The organism is Pseudomonas ekonensis (assembly GCF_019145435.1).
GTDB classification, from domain to species: Bacteria; Pseudomonadota; Gammaproteobacteria; order Pseudomonadales; family Pseudomonadaceae; genus Aquipseudomonas; species Aquipseudomonas ekonensis.
The window spans coordinates 337,501-360,129 of the sequence record NZ_JAHSTS010000001.1; the positions used below are offsets into that span (position 1 = coordinate 337,501).

15 protein-coding genes, 2 rRNA genes and 2 pseudogenes (1 of these 19 only partly in view) are annotated in these 22,629 nt (G+C 64.2%); 11 read left to right on the plus strand and 8 right to left on the minus strand.

What is annotated here, in order from left to right:
• From KVG96_RS01680 to KVG96_RS01700, 5 genes are all read left to right on the plus strand, one after another.
• Nucleotides 1-2,592, plus strand: a 23S ribosomal RNA gene (locus KVG96_RS01680) (it extends 299 nt beyond the left edge of the window).
• A 147-nt stretch (nt 2,593-2,739) separates the two neighbouring features.
• Nucleotides 2,740-2,855, plus strand: a 5S ribosomal RNA gene (gene rrf, locus KVG96_RS01685).
• Nucleotides 2,856-3,003: 148 nt separating this feature from the next.
• The gene (locus KVG96_RS01690) at nt 3,004-3,663 is read left to right on the plus strand and encodes a paraquat-inducible protein A (protein ID WP_085584651.1); all 660 of its coding nucleotides are present in this window, start codon (nt 3,004-3,006) and stop codon (nt 3,661-3,663) included.
• Entirely contained in the window at nt 3,650-4,273 is a 624-nt protein-coding gene (locus KVG96_RS01695) for a paraquat-inducible protein A (RefSeq protein WP_217890581.1), read from the plus strand. The genes KVG96_RS01690 and KVG96_RS01695 overlap by 14 nt, the downstream gene beginning before the upstream one ends.
• Nucleotides 4,266-6,569 carry a PqiB family protein gene (locus KVG96_RS01700; RefSeq protein ID WP_217890582.1) on the plus strand — a complete coding sequence of 768 codons (2,304 nt, stop codon included), beginning with the start codon at nt 4,266-4,268 and terminating at the stop codon, nt 6,567-6,569. The genes KVG96_RS01695 and KVG96_RS01700 overlap by 8 nt, the downstream gene beginning before the upstream one ends.
• Before the next feature lie 180 nt (nt 6,570-6,749).
• Here the strand turns inward: KVG96_RS01700 and mksF are convergent, their stop codons facing one another.
• The 3 genes from mksF to mksB are packed head-to-tail and all read right to left on the minus strand — an operon-like array spanning nt 6,750 to nt 11,573.
• Complete coding sequence (gene mksF / locus KVG96_RS01705; RefSeq protein WP_217890583.1) at nt 6,750-9,590, minus strand: Mks condensin complex protein MksF; 2,841 nt, start codon at nt 9,588-9,590, stop codon at nt 6,750-6,752.
• Nucleotides 9,587-10,288, minus strand: a complete 702-nt coding sequence (gene mksE / locus KVG96_RS01710) for an Mks condensin complex protein MksE (RefSeq protein WP_085584659.1) — start codon at nt 10,286-10,288, stop codon at nt 9,587-9,589. The genes mksF and mksE overlap by 4 nt, the downstream gene beginning before the upstream one ends.
• On the minus strand, nt 10,278-11,573 hold the full coding sequence (gene mksB, locus KVG96_RS01715; RefSeq protein ID WP_176244842.1) for an Mks condensin complex protein MksB: 1,296 nt from the start codon (nt 11,571-11,573) through the stop codon (nt 10,278-10,280). Before mksB ends, mksE begins: the two co-directional genes overlap by 11 nt.
• Before the next feature lie 232 nt (nt 11,574-11,805).
• Between mksB and KVG96_RS01720 the strand changes: the two genes are divergently transcribed.
• Together KVG96_RS01720 and rimI are read left to right on the plus strand one after the other, a co-directional pair.
• Nucleotides 11,806-12,558 carry an energy transducer TonB gene (locus tag KVG96_RS01720; RefSeq protein WP_217892420.1) on the plus strand — a complete coding sequence of 251 codons (753 nt, stop codon included), beginning with the start codon at nt 11,806-11,808 and terminating at the stop codon, nt 12,556-12,558.
• Complete coding sequence (rimI, locus tag KVG96_RS01725; protein WP_085584665.1) at nt 12,551-13,003, plus strand: ribosomal protein S18-alanine N-acetyltransferase; 453 nt, start codon at nt 12,551-12,553, stop codon at nt 13,001-13,003. The genes KVG96_RS01720 and rimI overlap by 8 nt, the downstream gene beginning before the upstream one ends.
• 30 nt (nt 13,004-13,033) lie before the next feature.
• On the opposite strand, the gene KVG96_RS01730 is transcribed toward rimI, so the two are convergent.
• Nucleotides 13,034-13,438 (minus strand): serine kinase/phosphatase, encoded by a 405-nt coding sequence (locus KVG96_RS01730; protein WP_217890584.1) that lies wholly within the window; start codon nt 13,436-13,438, stop codon nt 13,034-13,036.
• A 147-nt stretch (nt 13,439-13,585) separates the two neighbouring features.
• Here KVG96_RS01730 and can point away from each other — a divergent pair, with 147 nt between their 5' ends.
• Nucleotides 13,586-14,230: a carbonate dehydratase gene (gene can, locus KVG96_RS01735; RefSeq protein ID WP_085584669.1), complete on the plus strand. Its 645-nt coding sequence runs from the start codon at nt 13,586-13,588 to the stop codon at nt 14,228-14,230.
• Between the two features lie 8 nt (nt 14,231-14,238).
• Here can and KVG96_RS01740 read toward each other — a convergent pair whose 3' ends face one another.
• From KVG96_RS01740 to KVG96_RS01755, 4 genes are all read right to left on the minus strand, one after another.
• Entirely contained in the window at nt 14,239-14,757 is a 519-nt protein-coding gene (locus KVG96_RS01740) for an SET domain-containing protein (protein WP_217890585.1), read from the minus strand.
• Nucleotides 14,758-14,935: 178 nt separating this feature from the next.
• Complete coding sequence (locus tag KVG96_RS01745; protein WP_217890586.1) at nt 14,936-16,108, minus strand: hypothetical protein; 1,173 nt, start codon at nt 16,106-16,108, stop codon at nt 14,936-14,938.
• 116 nt (nt 16,109-16,224) lie between these two features.
• Nucleotides 16,225-17,925 carry an acid phosphatase gene (locus KVG96_RS01750; RefSeq protein WP_217890587.1) on the minus strand — a complete coding sequence of 567 codons (1,701 nt, stop codon included), beginning with the start codon at nt 17,923-17,925 and terminating at the stop codon, nt 16,225-16,227.
• A 158-nt stretch (nt 17,926-18,083) separates the two neighbouring features.
• On the minus strand, nt 18,084-19,502 hold the full coding sequence (locus KVG96_RS01755) for a short-chain fatty acid transporter (protein ID WP_217890588.1): 1,419 nt from the start codon (nt 19,500-19,502) through the stop codon (nt 18,084-18,086).
• 301 nt (nt 19,503-19,803) lie between these two features.
• On the opposite strand from KVG96_RS01755, the gene KVG96_RS01760 reads away from it, so the two are divergent.
• The 3 genes and pseudogenes from KVG96_RS01760 to KVG96_RS27725 all read left to right on the plus strand — a co-directional run.
• A complete protein-coding gene (locus KVG96_RS01760) occupies nt 19,804-21,117 on the plus strand; it encodes an MFS transporter (RefSeq protein ID WP_217890589.1) in 1,314 nt (437 codons plus the stop codon).
• A 202-nt stretch (nt 21,118-21,319) separates the two neighbouring features.
• Nucleotides 21,320-21,958, plus strand: a pseudogene (locus KVG96_RS27720) (PAS domain-containing protein); the annotation flags it as partial.
• A 156-nt stretch (nt 21,959-22,114) separates the two neighbouring features.
• Nucleotides 22,115-22,546: pseudogene (locus KVG96_RS27725) on the plus strand (methyl-accepting chemotaxis protein); the annotation flags it as partial.
• Nucleotides 22,547-22,629 lie beyond the last annotated feature (83 nt).

Below are 22,629 nucleotides of genomic sequence, written 5' to 3' on the forward strand. Positions count from 1 at the left end.
TGGAAAGTGCGGCCATAGTGGGTGATAGCCCTGTACGCGAAAATCTCTTGGCCATGAAATCGAGTAGGACGGAGCACGAGAAACTTTGTCTGAACATGGGGGGACCATCCTCCAAGGCTAAATACTACTGACTGACCGATAGTGAACCAGTACCGTGAGGGAAAGGCGAAAAGAACCCCGGAGAGGGGAGTGAAATAGATCCTGAAACCGTATGCGTACAAGCAGTGGGAGCAGACTTCGTTCTGTGACTGCGTACCTTTTGTATAATGGGTCAGCGACTTATATTCAGTGGCGAGCTTAACCGAATAGGGGAGGCGTAGCGAAAGCGAGTCTTAATAGGGCGTTTAGTCGCTGGGTATAGACCCGAAACCGGGCGATCTATCCATGGGCAGGTTGAAGGTTAGGTAACACTGACTGGAGGACCGAACCGACTACCGTTGAAAAGTTAGCGGATGACCTGTGGATCGGAGTGAAAGGCTAATCAAGCTCGGAGATAGCTGGTTCTCCTCGAAAGCTATTTAGGTAGCGCCTCATGTATCACTCCAGGGGGTAGAGCACTGTTTCGGCTAGGGGGTCATCCCGACTTACCAAACCGATGCAAACTCCGAATACCTGGAAGTGCCGAGCATGGGAGACACACGGCGGGTGCTAACGTCCGTCGTGAAAAGGGAAACAACCCAGACCGTCAGCTAAGGTCCCAAAGTTATGGTTAAGTGGGAAACGATGTGGGAAGGCTTAGACAGCTAGGAGGTTGGCTTAGAAGCAGCCACCCTTTAAAGAAAGCGTAATAGCTCACTAGTCGAGTCGGCCTGCGCGGAAGATGTAACGGGGCTCAAACCATACACCGAAGCTACGGGTATCACGCAAGTGATGCGGTAGAGGAGCGTTCTGTAAGCCTGTGAAGGTGAGTTGAGAAGCTTGCTGGAGGTATCAGAAGTGCGAATGCTGACATGAGTAACGACAATGCGAGTGAAAAACTCGCACGCCGAAAGACCAAGGTTTCCTGCGCAACGTTAATCGACGCAGGGTTAGTCGGTCCCTAAGGCGAGGCTGAAAAGCGTAGTCGATGGAAAACAGGTTAATATTCCTGTACTTCCGGTTATTGCGATGGAGGGACGGAGAAGGCTAGGCCAGCTTGGCGTTGGTTGTCCAAGTTTAAGGTGGTAGGCTGGAATCTTAGGTAAATCCGGGGTTCCAAGGCCGAGAGCTGATGACGAGTTGCCGTTAGGCGACGAAGTGGTTGATGCCATGCTTCCAAGAAAAGCTTCTAAGCTTCAGATAACCGGGAACCGTACCCCAAACCGACACAGGTGGTTGGGTAGAGAATACCAAGGCGCTTGAGAGAACTCGGGTGAAGGAACTAGGCAAAATGGCACCGTAACTTCGGGAGAAGGTGCGCCGGTGAGGGTGAAGCACTTGCTGCGTAAGCCCACGCCGGTCGAAGATACCAGGCCGCTGCGACTGTTTATTAAAAACACAGCACTCTGCAAACACGAAAGTGGACGTATAGGGTGTGACGCCTGCCCGGTGCCGGAAGGTTAATTGATGGGGTTAGCTAACGCGAAGCTCTTGATCGAAGCCCCGGTAAACGGCGGCCGTAACTATAACGGTCCTAAGGTAGCGAAATTCCTTGTCGGGTAAGTTCCGACCTGCACGAATGGCGTAACGATGGCGGCGCTGTCTCCACCCGAGACTCAGTGAAATTGAAATCGCTGTGAAGATGCAGTGTATCCGCGGCTAGACGGAAAGACCCCGTGAACCTTTACTATAGCTTTGCACTGGACTTTGAATTTGCTTGTGTAGGATAGGTGGGAGGCTTTGAAGCGTGGACGCCAGTCTGCGTGGAGCCATCCTTGAAATACCACCCTGGCAACTTTGAGGTTCTAACTCAGGTCCGTCATCCGGATCGAGGACAGTGTATGGTGGGTAGTTTGACTGGGGCGGTCTCCTCCTAAAGAGTAACGGAGGAGTACGAAGGTGCGCTCAGACCGGTCGGAAATCGGTCGCAGAGTATAAAGGCAAAAGCGCGCTTGACTGCGAGACAGACACGTCGAGCAGGTACGAAAGTAGGTCTTAGTGATCCGGTGGTTCTGTATGGAAGGGCCATCGCTCAACGGATAAAAGGTACTCCGGGGATAACAGGCTGATACCGCCCAAGAGTTCATATCGACGGCGGTGTTTGGCACCTCGATGTCGGCTCATCACATCCTGGGGCTGAAGCCGGTCCCAAGGGTATGGCTGTTCGCCATTTAAAGTGGTACGCGAGCTGGGTTTAGAACGTCGTGAGACAGTTCGGTCCCTATCTGCCGTGGACGTTTGAGATTTGAGAGGGGCTGCTCCTAGTACGAGAGGACCGGAGTGGACGAACCTCTGGTGTTCCGGTTGTCACGCCAGTGGCATTGCCGGGTAGCTATGTTCGGAAAAGATAACCGCTGAAAGCATCTAAGCGGGAAACTTGCCTCAAGATGAGATCTCACTGGAACCTTGAGTTCCCTGAAGGGCCGTCGAAGACTACGACGTTGATAGGTCGGGTGTGTAAGCGCTGTGAGGCGTTGAGCTAACCGATACTAATTGCCCGTGAGGCTTGACCATATAACACCCAAGCAATTTGCGAACCCGGAAGGGGCCAGATTGCGGTGTGTGGAGACGAAAGAACCGAAAGTTCGCCAAACCCACAAAGCTGTCACATACCCATTCGTCGGCACGGGCTCTCAGGGCGCGGACCGGCACACAGAATTTCTTGACGACCATAGAGCGTTGGAACCACCTGATCCCATCCCGAACTCAGAAGTGAAACGATGCATCGCCGATGGTAGTGTGGGGTTTCCCCATGTGAGAGTAGGTCATCGTCAAGATTAAATTCCGGAACCCCAACTGCGAAAGCGGTTGGGGTTTTGTTTTGCCCGCAGGAAAGTTTTGTTAGCGTACGCAGAACAAATTTGCACAGTTATTTTCGAATAAGAACACTAAAATAGACCCCTCTTTTTCGGAGCCAGTGCCCTTATGTCTGATTCGGTTGACGCCCCCGGGCTGTCAGATTTACCGCTGGATGACTTGGTGGCCTGCCATGAGTGCGACTTGCTGATGCGCAAGCCGAAGCTTGCCCATGGCGAGAAAGCCCTTTGCCCCCGCTGCGGCTACGAGCTGTACGCCCATCGCCACAACGTGGTGCAGCGCAGCCTTGCTCTGGTCGTGGCGGCCTTGCTGCTTTATGTGCCGGCGAACTTTCTGCCCATCATGCAGCTCAATGTACTCGGGCAATCGTCGCAGGACACGGTCTGGAGCGGCGTCGTCGGTCTTTTCGACACCGACATGCGCGGTGTCTCGATTGTCGTGTTCCTGTGCAGCATGGCGATTCCGCTGCTCAAGCTGCTGTGCCAATTGATGGTGTTGCTGACGATCCGCTTCAATGTCGGACGCAGCTACGGCCTGCTGCTCTATCGGATCTACCACCACATGCGGGACTGGGGAATGCTTGAGGTTTACCTCATGGGCGTGCTGGTGGCGATCGTCAAGCTGGCGGACATGGCGGCGATCACCGTCGGCCTCGGCCTGATGTGCTTCATCGGTTTGCTGTTGGTTCAGGTCTGGCTGGAGGTGGTGATGTCACCGCATCAAATCTGGCAGGCGTTATCAGGAGAGGATGCCCATGCGGGCGATTGATGCAGGCATTCTGATCTGTGCCGAATGCCACGAACTGAACAGGCAGGAGGCCGGCACCGATGAGCAGACGTGCACGCGTTGCGGAGCGCTGGTTCACGCCCGGCGTCCGAACAGCCTGGCGCGCACCTGGGCGCTGCTGATCACGGCCGCGATCATCTACATTCCGGCCAACGTGCTGCCGATCATGACCGTCAGCGCGTTGGGCCAGGGCGAGCCCGCCACGATCATGTCCGGCGTGATCCAACTGGTGCAGCACGGGATGATCCCGATCGCGGCGGTGGTGTTCATCGCCAGCATCCTGGTGCCGACGTTCAAGCTGGTGGGCATCGCCCTGCTGCTGTTTTCCGTACAGCGGCACCAGCCGTTGTCCGCACGTCAGCGAATCTGGATGTACCGCTTCATCGAGTTCATCGGCCGCTGGTCGATGCTCGACATTTTTGTGATCGCCATTCTGGTGGCGGTCGTCAACTTCGGCCGGCTCGCCAGCGTCGAAGCCAATCTCGGCGCCGTCGCCTTCGCCAGTGTGGTGATCCTGACGATGCTCGCCGCTGTCACTTTCGATCCCCGACTGATTTGGGACAACACGGAGTCGGATGCCGACCATGACTGATTTGCCTGTAGCGAAAACCCGACCGGCCTCGAACTGGTCCGCCATTTGGGTGCTGCCCCTGATCGCCCTGATCATCGGCGGCTGGCTCGGCTGGCGTGCCTACAATGAGACCGGCATCGAGATCCAGGTGCGCTTCGAAAGCGGCGAGGGCATTCAGGCCAACAAGACCGAAGTGTTTTACAAAGGCATGACGGTCGGCAAGGTGAAGGCCCTCAAGCTCGACGACGAAGGCAACTCCAAAGGCGTGATCGCCACGATCGAGATGAACAAGGATGTCGGGCAGTACCTCAAGACCAGCACCCGTTTCTGGCTGGTCAAGCCGAGCGTGAGCCTGGCCGGTATCACCGGCCTGGAAACCCTGGTCTCCGGCAACTACGTGGCCATCAGCCCGGGCGAAGGGGAGCCGACCCGCAAGTTCACGGCCCTGGCCGAAGAGCCGCCGCTGTCCGATTCGCAACCGGGGCTGCACCTGACCATCAAGGCGGATCGCCTCGGCTCGCTGGACCGCGGCAGCCCGGTGTTCTACAAGCAGATCAAGGTCGGCCAGATCAAAAGCTACCTGCTGTCCGAAGACCAGAACACCGTCGAGCTCAAAGTGTTCATCGAACCGGCCTACGCTAAACTGGTGCGCAAGCACACGCGGTTCTGGAACGCCAGCGGCATCAGCATCGACGCCAACCTGTCCGGCGTGAAGGTGCGCAGCGAATCCCTGGCCAGCATCGTCGCCGGCGGCATCGCGTTCGCCACCCCGGAGAACCGCAAGGACAGCCCGCCCACCGACCCGAGCCTGCCGTTCCGCCTCTACGAGGATTTCGACGCCGCAGCCGCCGGGATCCGGGTGAAGGTCAAGCTCAGCGACTACGAAGGTTTGCAGGCCGGCCGCACGCCGGTGATGTACAAGGGCATCCAGGTCGGCAACCTCAAGGCGCTGAAGATCGATCCGGATCTGTCCACCGCCACCGCCGAACTGACCCTCGACCCGTTGGCCGAAGACTATCTGGTGGCCGGTACGCAGTTCTGGGTGGTCAAGCCGTCGATTTCCCTGGCCGGCATCACCGGCCTGGAAGCCTTGGTGAAAGGCAACTACATCGCAGTGCGTCCGGGCGAGAAGGGCGCGGCGCCGCAGCGCGAGTTCGAGGCCCGGCCGAAAGCGCCGCCGCTCGACCTGCGGGCTCCGGGTTTGCACTTGGTGCTGTTCACCGACAACCTGGGTTCGCTGGAGGTCGGCAGTCCGGTGCTCTACAAGCAGGTCAAGGTCGGTTCGGTGCAGAGCTATCAGTTCTCCAAGACCAAGAAGCAGTTGGTCATCGGCGTGCACATCGAGAAGGAATACGAAAACCTGGTCAATGCCTCCACCCGTTTCTGGAACGCCAGCGGCGTCACGCTGACGGGCGGGCTGACCAGCGGCATCCAGGTCAAGAGCGAATCCCTGCAGAGCCTCATGGCCGGCGGCATCGCGTTCGAGACGCCCCAGGCCAAGGCGCCGTTGCAGAAGCGCATTCCGCGTTTCCGCCTGTTCGCCAACCATGACGAGGCGAACCAGAAAGGCGAGGTGGTGACGATCAAGGTAGACCGCGCCGACGGGCTGCGCAGCGGCACGCCGATCCGCTTCAAGGGGCTGGATGTCGGCAAGGTCGAAAGCGTCGACCTGACGGACGACCTGCAGTCGGTGATCCTGACCGCCCGCATCACCGAAGTGCCGGAGCGCATCGCCCGGGTCGGCAGTCAGTTCTGGGTGGTCAAGCCGGAGCTGGGGCTGATCAAGACCTCCAACCTGGAGACCCTGGTCACCGGCCAATACCTGGAAGTGCAGCCGGCGGCGAAGAGCCTCGGGCCGCAGAAGAACTTCGTGGCGCTGGCCAGCCCGCCGGAAGCGGCAAAACAGGAGCCGGGGCTGAGCCTGGTGCTGAGCGCCGCCCGCCGTGGCTCGCTCAAGCCTGGCGTGCCGGTGACCTACCGAGAAATCACCGTGGGCAAAGTCACCGGCTATGAACTGGGGCAGACCGCAGACCGGGTTCTGGTGCACATCCTGATCGAGCCGAAGTACGTGCCGTTGGTGCGCAGCGGCACGCGGTTCTGGAACACCAGCGGCCTGGGCTTCGATTACGGTCTGTTCAAGGGCGTGACGGTGCGCACCGAGTCGCTGGAAACCCTGATCCAGGGCGGTATCGCCTTCGCCACGCCGGACGGCGAGCGGATGGGCAGCCCGGCCCGTGCGGAACAGACGTTCCCGCTGTTCGACAAGTTCGAGGACGAGTGGCTGACCTGGGCGCCGAAGATTCCGCTCGGCAAGTAACCTTTGCAGGGGGCGACTGCGAGGACGCCATCGTCGGATCGCCGCCCGGAGCAAGCCCGCTCCCACGGGATCTGTGTTGCGCACGCGTCCCTGCGGGAGCCAGAGCGAAATCCCCAGTCAAGAAAAAGGGCCGCGATCCATTGGATCGCGGCCCTTTGTTTTGCCTTCAGCCCACGCGGATCAGACCGCGTCCAGCTCCGGCTCGTCGGCTTGCGCGTTGACGGTGGCCTTCACCACGTCATGGCGGCGGATGTACTTCCAGTCCGCCTCGTCGATGTAGATGCCCGCCGGGCCGCTGCCGCCTTCCAGGTCGATGGCGACACTGGCGCAGACCTGCGGCTTCACGCTCGCCAGGATCGGTACGAAGCCCAGCTGCAGGCTGGTCTCCAGCAGCGCGGCCTGGTTCTTTTCGTCGATGTCCGCCGCCTCGTCGAGGTAGTAAGGCAGACGCACGCGGCCGGCCAGGTCGCGGTCCATCAAGTGCAGCAACAGGTACATGTTGGTCAGCGCCTTGATGGTCATGGTGGTGCCGTTGGACGCCGCGCCGTCGATGTCGGTGTGGATCACCGGCTGGCCGTTGACCTTGGTGATCTCGAACGCCAGTTCGAACAAGTCCTTGAGGCCGAGCTGGTTGTGGTTGGCCGCCACCAGCCGCGCCAGGTATTCCTTGGCCTCTTCGTTCTTGTTGTCCTGCTCGGCGCTCTGGCTCAGGTCGAACACCGACAGGGTCTCGCCTTCCTCGTACTGGCCGGCGCTGTGGATGATCTGGTCGATGTGCTTGAGCGCTTCCTTGTTCGGCGCCAGCACGATGCGAAAGCTTTGCAGGTTGGACACCTGACGCTTGTTGATCTCGCGGTTGAACAGCGCCAGCTGGTGTTCGAGGCTGTCGTAGTCGCTGCGGATGTTGCGCAGGGTACGGGCGATGTCGGTGACCGCTGCGCGCCGCGCCTTGCCCAGGGTGAGGGCTTCGTCGGTGCGGTGCGCGTAGGCGTTGATCAGCAGCTGCAGGCGGCGCTCCATGTCGTCTTCGCTGTCGAACTTGGCCACGCCCTTGAGGCGCACCTGGGCGTACAGCGCTTCGATCTGGCCGTCGCAGCGCAGCAGGCCCTGCCAGCTGTCCTGGTAGTCGTTGAGCAGCGGCAGCAGGTTGTCCATCGAATCGTCGACCGGATCCATGAACGGCGTGCCGAACGGCAGGTCCGCCGGCAGCAGTTGACGGCGGCGCAGGGCGTCGTCGAGGGTGCGCTGCTTGGCTTCCATGTCGGCGATCTGCCGGCCGACCAGCTGCAGCTTGGCCGACAGCTGCTGGACGCGTTCGGTGAACGCGTCGCTGGAACGCTTGAGTTCGTCCTGGGCGGCTTCCATCTGCGCCAGTTGCTCGAGCTTGTCGCCTTCCTCGGCGCTCAGGGTCTGGGTGCGGCGGAAGTCTTCCAGGGCCTTCTGCGCGTCGAGTACCTGCTGGTACAGCGCTTCGGTCTGGGTCTTGCTCGCGGCGCGGTCGGCGGCCACGGCCTGTTGGGTCTTGAGTTGCTTGAGCTCTTTTTCCAGACGCTCCTTCTGGTCGCGCAGCGCGGCGCGGTCGGCCAGGGCCTGGAGGGCCGGCGGCTCGATGTGCGAGAGGTCGATGGACAGGCCCGGCACTTCGAAGCGCTCGCCCTTGAAGCCGTCGAGGATCAGTTCCACGGACTTGACCCACTCGCCGTCATCGTCCAGCGCGATGCCGTGTTCGCCCAGCGGCAGGCTGAACAGCGCGCTGTTGAACAGGCGCATCAGGCGTTCGACGTCCTGCTGGGAGAACTCTTCGCGCAGACGGGCGTAGCTGTTGTTGTCGGCGTGGTCGAGCTGCTGCTTCACCGACTTCAGGCGTTTTTCCAGATCGCGCAGGCGCTCTTCCAGGTCCTCGGCGCTGAACTGACGGGACTGCGCCAGGGCGCCGGCCAGTTCGTCGTGGGCGTCCTTGGCGGCCAGCAGTTGTTGTTCCAGCACCTTGACGTCGTCGACCAGGGCAAAGCGGTGCTTGAGCACCGACAGCTCACCGAGCCAGCGCTGGATGCCGGTGATTTCCCGCTCCAGGCGCATCAGTTCCTGGGTGCCGCCGCGCTGGTCGTTCTGCAGGTCGTCCTGCTCGCGGCGATAGTGTTCGGCCTGGATCGTCAGCTCTTCCTTGCGCGCGTTGGCGTAGTCCGACCAGGTGCCGAGCAGCGAGTCGAGCAGCGGCGAGAGGCGATGCAGCTTGCCGCGCAGCACGTCGCGCTGCTTGACGCCGTTGGCCAGGGCCTCGACCAGCGGGCCGGCGGCCACCAGGGAGTTGTAGTCCTGTTCCATGCGGCGCACGTCGCGGAAGGCTTCTTCGCAGGCGGCGATGTAGTCGACGCTGCCGGAGCGCAGGCTGTGCTCGAACGCGTCGAGGAACAGTTGCTTGAGCTTGGCCGCGGTGATTTCGCGCATGTGCAGCAGGTTGATGAACAGGGCGCGGAAGGTCTTCAGGCTTTGCTCGTTGGTGGAGCGCAGCGGGATTAGGGTCAGGTCGAGCGGGATCGACGTGTGGCCGCCGACCAGCAGGCGACGCAGTTCGTCGGGCTTGAGCTCGTAGGCTTTCAGGCCTTCGCGCTCAAGGTTGCTGAACAGCTCCTTCTGGCGCAGGCAGGTGTCGTCCTTCTGGTAGTGGGCCAGGTCGAGCTTGCCGGCGTAGGCGAAGAACTGGTGGCCGAAGCCGCCGCCCGGGCCGCGGCCGGCGACGCCGATCACGTGGGGGCCGTGGGGCAGGTTGACTTCGACGAGGATGTAGCTGGTGTCCGAGGCGAAGTAGAAGCGCCGCGACTGCTCCAGGCTGTACTTGCCGAAGCTCATGTCCGACATGCGCGCCAGGATCGGGAACTGCAAGGCGTTGATCGAGGCGGACTTGCCGAGGTTGTTCGCGCCGTAGACCGACAGCGGCTCTTCCAGCGGGAACAGGCCCAGGCTGTAGCCGGCGGTGTTCAAAAGGGCAAAGCGGCGGATGCCGTAGCGTTCCTGGCTCATTCGCCATACTCCTGTTCTTCGGCAATGGCCCGGGCCAGTGCGTCTTCTTCGCTTTCGTCCTCGAATTCGGACAGGTCAAGCGGGTCGTCGGTGGCCAGAAACTTCGCTTCGGCCGCAGCGTCGATCAGCACCGGCGCCGGCAGCGGCAGGACGCTGTGGACGCTGGCCGCCAGGTCACGGTCCTGCTGCACCGACAGGCACACGTCGAGAAACCGGTGCATCGGCGGCAGGAAGCGGTACACGCCGTTCTCTTCGCTGGCGAAGCCGAGCTGGGTCATGCGGCGCATGATCTTCTCTTCGAGTTCGTCCTGGGTCTGCACTTCGGCCTGGATGAACAGGTCACGGTACTTTTCCAGCAGCGACGGCAGTTCCTCGCGGCCGAGGCTGCCGCCGTCGAGCACGGCGATCGGGTCGCGGCCCTGGTCGGCCAGGTGCTCGACGAGGATGAAGGTGAACAGCGCCAGGCGCTGGGCGGTCTTGTTCACCGCGGCGGCGGCCATGTCCGGCACGAAGTAGTAGAAGCCGCGGGTGTCGCAGACCAGCTCGAAGCCCAGGGCCTTGAACAGCGTGCGGTACTGGTCCTGGAAGTTCGACAGTTGCGCGTACAGCTCCGGATCGCGGCGGCTGACGTGGTAGCCCTTGAACAGTTCGCGGAAGATCGGCGCGAGTTGGGACAGTTCGGATAGATCAAGATGCATGAGAAGTACCTGCAGAGAGGGGGCTCGCAGCATCCTCGGCGGCTGGGTCGCGGGCCGAGAGCAGGGCGAAGGAGCGCAGGCTGACCCGGTGCTCGTGAGTGTGGTATTCGCGGCGTTCCAGACGCTCGCGCTTGAAGCGTTTCTCCCGCGACAGGCGCGAGAACCAGTAGAGCAGTTCGTCGGTGGCGCCGTCCGGCTCCTGCTCCAGCAGCCAGTTCATCAGGTCCGGCATCGGCAGGGCTTCTTCGCAGCGGTCGACCATTTCGCGCACGGTGCGCGGCGCCCGCGGGGCGTCGCCGCCCTTGGCGGTCTTGTGGGCCTTGGGGAAGCGCGCCGGTTTCGGCTCGAAGCGGGCGAGGGCGTACACGTAGGCCTCGACCTGGCTGGCGCTGCCCAGGAACGTGCTCTGCGGACGGGTGAACAGCGGCATCGCCGCCTGCGGCACGGCGTCGAGGCCCTTGCGCCGGATCGCCGCCAGGGCGAGGGCGGCGCCGCGGGTCACGGCGTTGTGCCGGCGGGCCTCTTCGCGCAGCGGCAGCAGCAGTTCGCGGGCGTGGCGCAGGGTGAGCTGGGCGCTGGTCTGCATCTCGAGGATGCGCGCGTGGGTGCGCAGCAGCATGTCGTCATCGACCAGATGGCCCAGGCGCTGCTGTTCGCTGAGCATCTTGAGCAGCACGGTCTCGACTTTGCGCACGCCCTGTTCGAAGGCGCCGTCGGCGTTGACCAGGTCGATCATCGGCTCGACGTACTCGTCCCAGGTCGCCAGCACTTCGGCGTAGCGCTGGCGCAGCGGGATCTGCCGGTCGCTGGTCTTGGCCCGTTCGGCCACGGCCACCAGGGCCTGCTCGTCGTTGTCGAGCTTCTTCAGGACGTCGCGCACGCGCATGTCGAGCAGACGCAGCTGGCGGGCGAGGTCATTGCCGTCGCGGATCTCGAAGGCGTCCTGGATGTAGCCGGCCAGGCGTTCGAGGTGGCGCAGGTAGGCTTCGATCTCCAGGCACAGGCCCAGGCGGTGTTCGCGGCGCAGGTAGGCGAGGAAGTCGTGGATCTGCGCGTTGAGCTCGAATCGGTTCGGGCTTTTGGCCACGGGCACCAGAATGTCGAGGCGGATCCACACGTCGAGCAGGTGGGTGATGTCCTGCGGCGTGCTTTCCAGTTGCTGGGCGGCCAGTTGCGTGCGCAGTTCGTTGAGGCTCAGGGTGCCTTGGTCGAAGTGCTCGCACAGTGGCTCCAGAAGTGCCCAGTGTTCAGCGAGGGCGCGCAAGACGCGCTTGGGTTCGATCATCGGAATGGCCGGCTGGTTGGCGGATAAAAGCCGCGATTGTACTGCATCGCGCGCGGTGCGATTCATTCTCGGGACGGGCTGTCGCATTCTTTGGTGAACGGACACCGGTCAAGGCTATCGATCAACAGCAAGCGATCTTGAGCGAACGGCGGTAGAATCAGCGCACTTTAAGTTATCCACAAGTGGCCGACCCTTGCTTATCGAGTCCCGCCGCCGCGCCTATCTGAACGCCATGCAGGTGGTCAACTGGCTGCCGCGCACCGAATTGCCCTTTGCCGCGCCGTCGCGGCCCGAGTTGCTGGAGACGCCAGAGCCCGAGGTCGAGGCCGTGGCGCCGGTGCTGCCGGCCGCTGCGGCACACGCTCCGGCGCAACCGGCCGCGCGCCCGGCCGAGCGGATGAAGATCGAAGTGCCGCGCCCGACGCCGGCCACCGGCCGGCCCGCCGCCAAACCGGCGGAGGACGCCGAGGAGGCGCCACCGGTCGTGCGCCCCGCACCGGTGCCGCCGCCGCGTTTCGCCCTGCAGCTGCTGCGGGCCGGGCGATGCTTGCTGCTGGTCGAGCTGCCCACCGGCGAGCCGTTCCAGTCCCGGGATCCGGCCTACCTGCTGCTCAAGGACATGCTGCGCGCCGCCGGCCTGCCGGACGCCCCGCAGATCGTCGGCGAGCCGGTGCGCTGGCCGCTGCTGGTGCGCAGTTCGATGGATCAGGGGCCGGAGGCGGCCCGGGATTTCGTCCAGGGGTTCCTGTCGGTGCGCATGGAGGAAGCGCCGTGTGCGTTTGTGTGGCTGATCGGTCTGCCGGCGGTGCGGTTTGCCGGCGAGGCGGACGCCGAGGCGTTCAACCGCGAACTGCAGATCGAAGGGCTCGGCCCGGCCTGGGCGTTGCCGGGCCTGGAACTGTTGATGGAAGAGCCGCAGCGCAAGGGCGCCGTGTGGCAAGCCATGCGCCGGCTGATGGCGCGCTGGAAAGAATCGAATGAGTGACGCTGTATCGTTCCGCCCGATGACCGAGGCGGACCTGGACGCTGTGCTGAAGATCGAATACGCGGCGTACAGCCACCCGTGGACCCGCGGGATCTTTCTCGACGGGCTGGGCAAGTACCAGATCTGGCTGATGTTCGAAGGCCAGCAGCAGGTCGGTCACGGGGTTGTCCAGATCATCCTGGACGAGGCGCACCTGCTGAACATCACGGTCAAGCCCGAAAACCAGGGCCGCGGCCTGGGGCTCAAACTGCTGGAGCACCTGATGTCCCGCGCCTACGCAGCCGAGGCGCGGGAATGTTTCCTGGAGGTGCGCGACAGCAACACCGCGGCGTTCCGCCTGTACGAGCGCTACGGCTTCAACGAGGTCGGCCGGCGCCGGGACTACTACCCGGCGGTGGGCGGACGCGAGGACGCCGTGGTGATGGTCTGCACGCTGGTTGACTGACCTCTGGGGCCACAGGTGGCCTGCATGGTCTCAGCGTTTGCGGTCCAGCGGGTCGCGCCTGGCCAGCTCCGCCTCGTCCGGCCCTTCGCCGGCGCCGATGTCCCGGCTGTCGACGATGCTCAAGTCCCAGTCCGCCGGATCGTCCCGGCCGGCCTCATGGGCATCCCTGGCGCCGTCTTCGCGGATCAGGGTCTGCGGGCTCAGGTCATCGTCGGTGGGCTGATGGTCGTCGACAGACGCGCCGGTCAGGCCCGCTTCACGGACCCGGCGGCGGGGCATCAGTTGTTCGCGCTCCCGGGCCGGCAGTTCGTCGCCGATCTTCGCGTCCGGCAGTTCGTCGTCGAAATCCAGCTCATGCACCGAGCCCATGCGGTCTTGGGTATCATCGATCGGCGCCGGCTGCGCCGCGTCGAAGGGGCGTCGTGAGTCGTTCATGGCAATTCCTCGTACTATGCTGTGGGCCTTATCTGGGTGGACTCACCGGGCACCCGAGAAATTCCGATGAAAACACTTGCCGCGCATCCGTGACCCCGACCGGCGGTCGTCTGTCACACCCACGCATCTTTCTTGAGGCCTTACAGCATGCATGACTTACAAGACCTGATTGATAACAACGAGCGTTGGGCTGACGCGATCACCAAGGAAGACCCGGATTTCTTCGCCAAGCTGGCCCGCCAGCAGACGCCGGAATATCTGTGGATCGGCTGCTCCGACGCACGGGTGCCGGCCAACGAGATCGTCGGCATGCTGCCGGGCGATCTGTTCGTGCACCGCAACGTCGCCAACGTGGTGCTGCACACCGACCTCAACTGCCTGTCGGTGATCCAGTACGCGGTGGACGTGCTCAAGGTCAAGCACATCCTGGTGACCGGCCACTACGGCTGCGGCGGTGTGCGGGCCTCGATGCAGGACCGCCAGTTCGGCCTGATCGACGGCTGGCTGCGTTCGATCCGCGACCTGTACTACGAGAAGCGCGAAGAGATCGCCAAGCTGGCGACCGAGGAAGAGCAGGTCGACCGCCTGTGCGAACTCAACGTGATCCAGCAGGTGGCCAACGTCGCCCACACCAGCATCGTGCAGAACGCCTGGCACCGCGGCCAGAGCCTGTCGGTGCACGGCTGCATCTACGGCATCAAGGACGGTCGCTGGAAGAGCCTGAACACCACCATCAGCGGTTTCGAGCAACTGCCGCCGCAGTACCGCCTGCGTCCGGTCGGGGCGCCGTGACCGCGTGATCAGCGCCGGCGCCTCCAGTCCTGCAGGAAGCGCTGGCCTTGCGGGTTCGGCGGTTCGTCGAACCCGGTGATCCAGCCGCGGCAGCGCGGGGCGCCGCAGGTGCAGGCGAACTGGTGCAGCACCTTGCTTTCGGTGACGGCCAGATCGACCGTCAACCGCTCGCCCGGCGCGATGTCCCTGAGCGCCCACAGCCACAGTTCGCTCATGTCCAGGAACACGTTCGGGTCGCAGGCGTGTCCGATCAGCCCGCAGAATCTGGGGTCATACAGGTGCACGCCCGGCAGCAACTGCCGGGTCTGCCGGCAGCGGTAGGGCAGCAGTTGCCCCGAGACCCGGCATATACGGCTGATGCGCAGGAATTCCCTGCGCGCCACGACGGCCGAAGGCAGGCCTTGGGGATCGTGGACGATCTCGAAGTCGTTCCGGGAGGGGAAACCCAGGCGGACCGGCAGCCCCGCGAACGGATAGATGCCTTCCGTGTTGCGCGGAGAGGGTCGTTTGACGACGCAACTGTTCATAACCGTCCCTGTCGATGGTCGTGGTGATTCCTCAAAACCGACGTCCTGTCGGTACTGTTCCGTTGATTGGATCCAATGTTCTCGCGGGCGGCCCGACAGGTCTACTGTCAGATCTGACAGGCGAAATGGACGCATCCTTGCGTCAGCCTTGGCTGACACAAGGGGCGTCGAGCGTGCCTTACAGGTGCGGGGCGGGTTGGGCGGTGGCCGGCAGCGGTTCCTTCAGGGCCTTGAGCTGCGTCTTGATCGGCGCGGTGGCGCACTTGGCCGCCGCCTGTTCCGGGGTGAGGTTGCGGATCGAGGTGTAGAACAGCTCGCAAGTCTTGACCTTCTGCGTGACTTGCCAGGTCTGGGTGCAGCTGTTGAGCAGGGTCTTCGGATCGCTGCCCGGCTTGCTGCCCATGCCCGCCTGCCAGCAGGCGGCGCTCAGGTCCTGGCCCATCACCTTGAGGCCGGCCGCGTCGGCCTTGGCCTGGGCGTCGTCGCCGGTGTAGGTTTGCGGATCCGCTGCGTACCAGATGTAGCTCGGGTGGTTGGAGCCCAGCACCGGCACTTTCACGCCGTCGCTCGGGCTGATGGTCGCCAGGCCCAGCACGCTCACGGTCTGGCCGTACTGCTGCTTGATCCAGTTACGCACCGGCGCGCCGAAGGCCACCATCGGCAACGCGGCACCGTTGGCGCTCACGCTGACCTGCTTGACCATGGTGGTCTGGTAGTCCTTGAAGTAGTCGTAGACGCCTTCCAGGTCCTTGCCGGCGCTGGCGGGCGCGGCGATCGGGGCGATGTCGACGATGGTCTGGTAGGCCGGGGTCTGGTCGGCGGGGATGCCGTTGTCGGTCAGCAGCGCCGCCCAGCGGTCGGTGGTGTTGGAGCGCAGGTAGTCCTGGGCCTGGGTCAGCGAATAGTCCGGCGGGAAGTGCAGCAGCTCGACGCTCTTGCGGTTCTCCAGGGCCATGCCCAGCGGCAGGAACAGGTACCAGCTGTAGGCCCACTTGCCGTCGGCGTTGAGCTTGCTGGCGCCGGTGTAGGCCAGGTCGCCGGCGTCCAGCAGGGCGGACAGCGGCTTGTCGTAGCCCTGCGGCACGCCGCTGATCTCGGCGTAGAGCTGATCGTTGTCGGTCTTCACCAGCACCTTGGCGTCGGCGTACCCGTCGCGCTGCACGCTTTGGGTCAGGTAGTGCGACACGGTCTGTTCCAGCGTCCAGTTGCGGAAACAGATCACGCTGCAGTTGTTGGGGTAGGCGAAGAGGCGGGTGACGCGTTCGGTGCTGCCCAGCTTCAGGTCGACATCGGCGTGGGCCGCCGCGCTGAGGGTCAGCGCGGCGAGAGTGAGTCCTGCGAGTTTGAACATGCTCAGATCCTTTTCAGCGTGGATCCCGGAGATGGGATGCGTGCCATATTGGATCAGCCGTACGGCGCAGAGAAGCGCCCGCACGGAGTTTTTTTGCAGGCCCCCAGGCGCTGTCCTCAGGCCGGAAAACGCAGGGCGGCGGTCAGGTCGCCCAACGGTTTCTGGCCCCGGGCGGCCATGGCTTCGTCGCGTTGCCTGAGCCCGTCGAGCTTCTCCAGCCGGAACACCCGGGTGATCAGGCGCAGGATCGAGGCGGTGTCGTACACCGTATGATCCACCGTGCCCTTGCGGGCGAACGGCGACACCACCAGCGCCGGCACCCGGGAACCGGGGCCCCAGCGGTCGCCCTTGGGCGGCGCGACGTGGTCCCACCAGCCGCCGTTCTCGTCGACCGTGACGATCACCACCATGTTTTTCCATTGCGGACTTTCCTGCAGCACCTTCAGGGCCCTGGCGATGTGGCGGTCGCCGGAGGCCACGTCGGCGTAGCCGGCATGCATGTTCAGGTTGCCCTGGGGCTTGTAGAAACTCACGGCCGGCAGCTTGCCGGCCTCGGCGTCGGCGAAGAATCGGTTGCTGCCCGACTCGTCGCCCAGGCCTGCGTCACGCAGGCGCCGGGCGCGCTCTTCGGGGTTCTCCGGGCCCTGCTGGCGGAAGTAGTTGAACGGCTGGTGGTGGTACTGGAAGTTCGGGATCTTGGGGATGCCGCCCGAGTCCTTGTACTGATCCAGCGTCGCTTGCCAGGCGCCGGCGTACCAGGCCCAGTCGATGTTGCGCTTGGAGAGCTTGTCGCCGATGTGTTCGTGGGTCTGGGGCACCAGGACGTTCGGCAGGTCCGGCCTGGAGTAGGCCGGCCGCTCCGGGTCGCGGATCCAGGTGGGCCAGTACGGCGGCGCCAGGGTGTTCACGGCATAGCCGTCCGGCGTCAGCGCGCTCGGGCCGAACTGCGGCGGGCCGGTCATGGCGCTGGCCGGGGACTGCTCCAGCGGCTTGAGGCGCGGGTCGGCGGGGTCCTCGCTCTGCAGGGACGCGATCTGACCTTTGGCCACCGATTCGGCGGCATGCGGGTAGAACGGCGCGGTGGCGCTGATCAGGTACTGGTGGTTGAGGAACGAGCCGCCGAAAGCGCCCTGGAAGAAGTTGTCGCACAGCACGAATTCCCGGGCGACGTCCCACAGGCGCAGGGAATAGCGGCTCTGTGCGTAGTGGCCCATGGTCAGGCCGCCCGAGTCGGCCCAGGCCACGAAGCCGTCGTTCTTGCCGCCGTTGATCTGCATCTGGTTCTGGTAGAACACGTGCCACAGGTCACGGGTCACCAGGCCCAGCGGCAAGTCTTCGGCGTTCGGCCCTTTGAGGGCGAACGGTGCGTTGGGCAGGTTTTCCTGGAACTGCACGGCGGTGGGGTACGTCACGCCGTCCAGGGTCTGCGGGCCGGTCTGCAGGACGCCGCCCCAGGCGGGCGGCAGGGCCGGCAGCAGGCTGCCGTCACGGTCGCGCTGCTGGTAGTCGGCGGGCTTGAGGGCCGACAGCGGTCGCTCGACGCCCGGGAAGTCGCCGAACAGGTTGTTGAAGCTGCGGTTCTCGGCGTAGATCACCACCACGGTCTTCACGTGCGCTTGCAGGGCCTTGTCCAGTTCGGCCGCCGACAGCGGACGTTCGTCCGGCTTGCCCGGTTCATCGCCGCGGTTGCCGCAGGCCGCCAGCGTCGCGCCGGCGCCGAGCACCGCCACACCGCCGAGGAAGCGGCGTCGGCTGGTGTCGGCAGGAAGGTCGTTGTCGGGGGAGGGCGGGACGCTGTCGTTTGTGTCGTCGTTCATCTAAAAGCCTGTGCCTGCTTAATTGTTTCAGTATGTTTCTAGCGGACGCTAGCAAGGGAATGTGACGGTTGGGTGACCGTCCGCGACGCCAGACCCATCGCTGCGGGAGCGCGGCGTGTCCGCGCGCCCGTCAGGTCCGTGCCCGCCGGTCGAACCGGTTACGGCATCACCGGCGGCAGGTAGGCCAGCGTCGTCCCCAGCGCCCACAGCAACACCAGCACCAGCGGCGTGTGCACCAGCAACTGCACGAACGAGAAGCCGATCAGATCCCGCGCCTTCAGCCCCAGCACGCCCAGCAGCGGCAGCATGTAGAACGGGTTGATCAGGTTCGGCAGGGCCTCGGCGGCGTTGTAGATCTGCACCGCCCAGCCCAGGTGGTACTTGAGGTCGTTGGCCACCTGCATCACGTACGGCGCCTCGATGATCCACTTGCCGCCGCCGGACGGGATGAAGAAGCCGAGGATCGCCGAATACACGCCCATCAGCAGCGCATAGGTGTCGTGGGAGGCGATGCTGACGAAGAACGTCGAGATGTGATGGGCCAGGGTTTGGGCGTCGGTGCCTTTGACCGTGGTCATCAGTGCGGCGATGGAGCCGTACAGCGGGAACTGGATCAGCACCCCGGTGGTGGTCGGCACGGCGCGGGCGACCGCGTCGAGGAAGCTGCGCGGACGCCAGTGCAGCAGCGCGCCGAGCATGATGAACAGGAAGTTGTAGGTGTTCAGCCCGGAGATCGCGGTGATCGCCGGCTTGGTCGAGAACTCGTGGAACAGCCAGCCGGCCGCCAGCAGCACCAGCACGATGATCAGCAGCGGGCTGTGCTCCAGCCACTCGCCGGGGCGGGTGCGCGGTTGCAGCGGCGGCAGGTTGAAGCTCGGGTCGATGCCGCAGGCCTGGGCGTCGCGGGCGGAGTTCGGGCCGGGGGCGGTGGCGTAGGCGATGATGATCGACACCACGATCAGCGCCAGCAGCATCACCCCGGACTGCCAGAGGAAAATGGTCTGGGTGAACGGGATCACCCCGGTGATCGACAGGATCGACGGCGGCAGGCTGCCGGGGTTGGCCTGCAATTGCGCGGCCGACGACGACAGGCCCAGCGCCCACACCGCGCCGAGGCCCAGGTAGGCCGCGGCGCCGGCGGCGCGGTAATCCATCTTCAGGTCGCTGCGCCGGGCCAGGGCGCGCACCAGCAAACCGCCGAACACCAGCGACAGGCCCCAGTTGAGCAACGAGGCGACCATCGAGATCAGCGCGACCCAGGCCACGGCCGAGCGGCCGTTCCTGGGCAGTCGCGCCAGGCGGTCGATCAGTTTCACGGCGGGCGGCGAGCTGGCGACCACATAACCGCCGATCACCACGAAAGCCATCTGCATGGTGAACGGGATCAGGCTCCAGAACCCGTCGCCGAACGCCATGGCGGCGTCGGTGGGCTTGGCGCCCATGGCCAGGGTGGCCAGGGTCACGATGATCACGGCGAGCGCGGCGAACACCCAGGAGTCGGGAAACCAGCGTTCGGCAAAGCTTGCGCAGCGCAGGGCAAAGCGGGCGGAGCGGCTATCTTCGATGTCAACGGCCACGGGAATACCTCGGATTCTTATGTTTATTGTGATCCGTCAGAAGCGCCGCGCCCCCGGTAGGAGCGGGCTTGCCCGAGAAGGCGTGGCATCGATGCCGGATGCCACGGCCTCTTCGCGGGCAAGCCCGCTGCCACGGCGTGTCTGGCGTGGTGTCTGCGGACAGGCCCCAACAGTAAATCAGGCGCCGGCCTTTCCGTGAGCAGGTTTTGCAAAACCGGGACTATGGTCTAACGGGTTGTCCCCCGGCCCGTTTGCGTAGACCATGGGCGCCCCGGTTTTTGCCGCTGCCCGAGCCCCTGTCATGACTGCCGACCCGCTTGCCCGACCGGCCCCTTTCAGCCGTTCCGACTACAAGACCCTCGGTCTTGCGGCGCTGGGCGGGGCGCTGGAGATCTACGACTTCATCATTTTCGTGTTCTTCGCCCTGACCCTCAGCCAGCTGTTCTTCCCGCCGGAAATGCCCGAATGGCTGCGCCTGCTGCAAAGCTTCGGGATCTTCGTCACCGGGTATCTGGCGCGGCCGCTGGGCGGGATCCTGATGGCGCATTTCGCCGACCGCCTGGGGCGCAAGAAGGTCTTCAGCCTGAGCATCCTGATGATGGCGCTGCCGTGCCTGCTGATCGGGCTGATGCCGACGTACGCGCAGATCGGCTACTTCGCGCCGCTGCTCCTGCTGGCGCTGCGCATCCTGCAAGGGGCGGCGGTGGGCGGTGAAGTGCCGAGCGCCTGGGTGTTCGTCGCCGAGCACGCGCCGCCGGGCCACCGTGGCTATGCCTTGGGCTTCCTGCAGGCCGGCCTGACCTTCGGTTACCTGATCGGCGCGCTGACCGCCACCTTCCTGGCGCAGGCGTTCACCCCGGCGGAGGTGCTCGACTTCGCCTGGCGCTATCCCTTCCTGCTCGGCGGCGTGTTCGGCGTGATCGGTGTCTGGCTGCGCCGCTGGCTCAGCGAGACGCCGGTGTTCATGGCGATGGAAGCGCAGCGCCAGAAGCGGGTCGAACTGCCGCTGCGCACGGTGCTGCGCGAGCACCGTCTGGCCATGCTGCCGGCCATGCTGCTGACCTGCGTGCTGACGTCGGCGGTGGTGGTGTTCGTGGTCATCACCCCGACCATGATGCAAAAGACCTTCGGCATGACCGCCAGCCGCACCTTCGCCTTGAGCGCGCTGGGCATCGTGTTCCTGAACATCGGCTGCGTGATCGCCGGCAAGCTGGTGGACCGCATCGGCGCCTGGCGCACGGTCATGCTCTACAGCCTGCTGCTGCCGCTGGGCATCGGCGTGCTGTACGCCTGCCTGATCGGCGGGGGCGGCTGGGTCGGCCTCGCCTACGCGGTGGCCGGGCTGGCCTGCGGCGTGGTGGGGGCGGTGCCGTCGGTGATGGTCGGTCTGTTTCCGGCGCGGATCCGGGTGTCGGGGATCTCCTTCACCTACAACATCGCCTACGCGGCTTGGGCCAGCGTCACGCCGCTGTTGCTGGTCGGGTTGATGCCGTGGAGTCCGTGGGTCTGTGTGATCTTCTGCGCCGTGATGGGCCTGGCGGGCCTCGCCGGCGCGGCGTATTTCGGCTCGCGGATGCCGCATCCGGGACAGTGCCGGGTGGCGGGAACCGCCTGAGTGGCGGGGGCCGAACTATTTTTGTAGGACAGCCCTCAAGCGCTCTTCAGAAAAGATTCCCGAGGCCGATGGTTAGGTGGCATACCCGCTTTCTACCCATCGGTGCTTTCCCATGTTCAATACACGCCTGAAGCAAGAGCTCGCGGCTCTTCGCGAAGAACTCTCCAGCCTTCTGCAAGTGAAGGAGAGTCTGGAAAGCGAGATGCTGGTGCTGACCCTTGAGCCCGACGGACGCATCCAGTCCGCCAACCAGAATTTCCTCAACGAGATGGGCTACAGGAGCCACGACCTGATCGGTCGTCCCCTGGAAGACATCGTGCCGGCCCATGTGAAGTCCGATGAGTTCCACCACCGCTTCCGCACCGCGCTGACCCGTGGCGAACACTTCGCCGGGGCCGTGCGCCTGCTGCGCGGCAACGGCGAGGAGGCCTGGCTGCGCTCCATTTCGCAGCCGATCCGTTCCTCGGACGGGCGGATCAAGTATTTCGCGATCTACTCCAGCGACCTGACCCGCACCATCGAGGCCTCGCGCGAGCACGAGAACCTGATCGGGGCGCTGGTGCGCTCGACCGCCGTGATCGAGTTCGACCTCAACGGCAACGTGCTGAACGCCAACGACCGCTTCCTCAACGGCATGGGCTACAGCCTGGCGCAGATCCAGGGCAAGCATCACCGCATGTTCTGCGACCCGGTGGAAGCCGGCAGCGCCGACTACCAGAACTTCTGGCGTCGCCTGAACAACGGCGAGTTCGTGGCCGGCCGTTTCAAGCGTGTGGACAGCCATGGCCGCACCGTGTGGCTGGAGGCCTCCTACAACCCGGTGGTCGACGCCAACGACAAACTCTACAAAGTGGTGAAGTTCGCCACGGTGATCACCGAACAGGTCAACCAGGAACAGGCGGTCGCCGAAGCCGCCAACATCGCTTACAGCACCTCGCTGCAGACCGACAGCACCGCCCAGCGCGGCACCGCGGTGGTGACCGAGGCGGTCAACGTGATGCGCGACCTGTCGCGGCACATGCAGACCGCCGGCGAAGGCATCGAGGCGCTGAACGAGCAGTCGCTGGTGATCGGCACCATCGTCAAGACCATCAGCGGCATCGCCGAACAGACCAACCTGCTGGCGCTCAACGCCGCCATCGAAGCGGCCCGCGCCGGCGAGCAGGGCCGGGGCTTCGCGGTGGTGGCCGACGAAGTGCGGCAACTGGCCTCGCGCACCAGCCAGGCCACCGAAGAGATCGTCGGCGTAGTGCGGCAGAACCAGGACATGGCGCGCAACGCCGTGGCCCTAATGACCGACGGCAAGCTCCAGGCCGAACAGGGGCTGGCGCTGGCGGCAGAGGCGGGCACCGTGATCGTCGAGATCCAGGACGGCGCGCAAAAGGTGGTGAACGCGGTCGGCCAGTTCGCCAACCAGCTGTCCAACTGATCCAGGGCTTCACCCTGTGGGAGCGAGCCTGCTCCCACAGCCTTTTGGGCTGCGGCTACAATCGGTTCCTTTTCCCGGAGCAG

Bases quoted from the DNA above. Each gene is read 5' to 3' on its own strand.
- KVG96_RS01745 (WP_217890586.1), bottom strand. From the start codon at position 16,108: ATGTTCAAACTCGCAGGACTCACTCTCGCCGCGCTGACCCTCAGCGCG.
- KVG96_RS01740 (WP_217890585.1), bottom strand. From the start codon at position 14,757: ATGAACAGTTGCGTCGTCAAACGACCCTCTCCGCGCAACACGGAAGGC.
- mksE (WP_085584659.1), bottom strand. From the start codon at position 10,288: ATGCATCTTGATCTATCCGAACTGTCCCAACTCGCGCCGATCTTCCGC.
- mksB (WP_176244842.1), bottom strand. From the start codon at position 11,573: ATGATCGAACCCAAGCGCGTCTTGCGCGCCCTCGCTGAACACTGGGCA.
- KVG96_RS01695 (WP_217890581.1), top strand. From the start codon at position 3,650: ATGCGGGCGATTGATGCAGGCATTCTGATCTGTGCCGAATGCCACGAA.
- mksF (WP_217890583.1), bottom strand. From the start codon at position 9,590: ATGAGCCAGGAACGCTACGGCATCCGCCGCTTTGCCCTTTTGAACACC.
- KVG96_RS01730 (WP_217890584.1), bottom strand. From the start codon at position 13,438: ATGAACGACTCACGACGCCCCTTCGACGCGGCGCAGCCGGCGCCGATC.
- KVG96_RS01760 (WP_217890589.1), top strand. From the start codon at position 19,804: ATGACTGCCGACCCGCTTGCCCGACCGGCCCCTTTCAGCCGTTCCGAC.
- rimI (WP_085584665.1), top strand. From the start codon at position 12,551: ATGAGTGACGCTGTATCGTTCCGCCCGATGACCGAGGCGGACCTGGAC.
- can (WP_085584669.1), top strand. From the start codon at position 13,586: ATGCATGACTTACAAGACCTGATTGATAACAACGAGCGTTGGGCTGAC.
- KVG96_RS01750 (WP_217890587.1), bottom strand. From the start codon at position 17,925: ATGAACGACGACACAAACGACAGCGTCCCGCCCTCCCCCGACAACGAC.
- KVG96_RS01700 (WP_217890582.1), top strand. From the start codon at position 4,266: ATGACTGATTTGCCTGTAGCGAAAACCCGACCGGCCTCGAACTGGTCC.
- KVG96_RS01720 (WP_217892420.1), top strand. From the start codon at position 11,806: ATGCAGGTGGTCAACTGGCTGCCGCGCACCGAATTGCCCTTTGCCGCG.
- KVG96_RS01690 (WP_085584651.1), top strand. From the start codon at position 3,004: ATGTCTGATTCGGTTGACGCCCCCGGGCTGTCAGATTTACCGCTGGAT.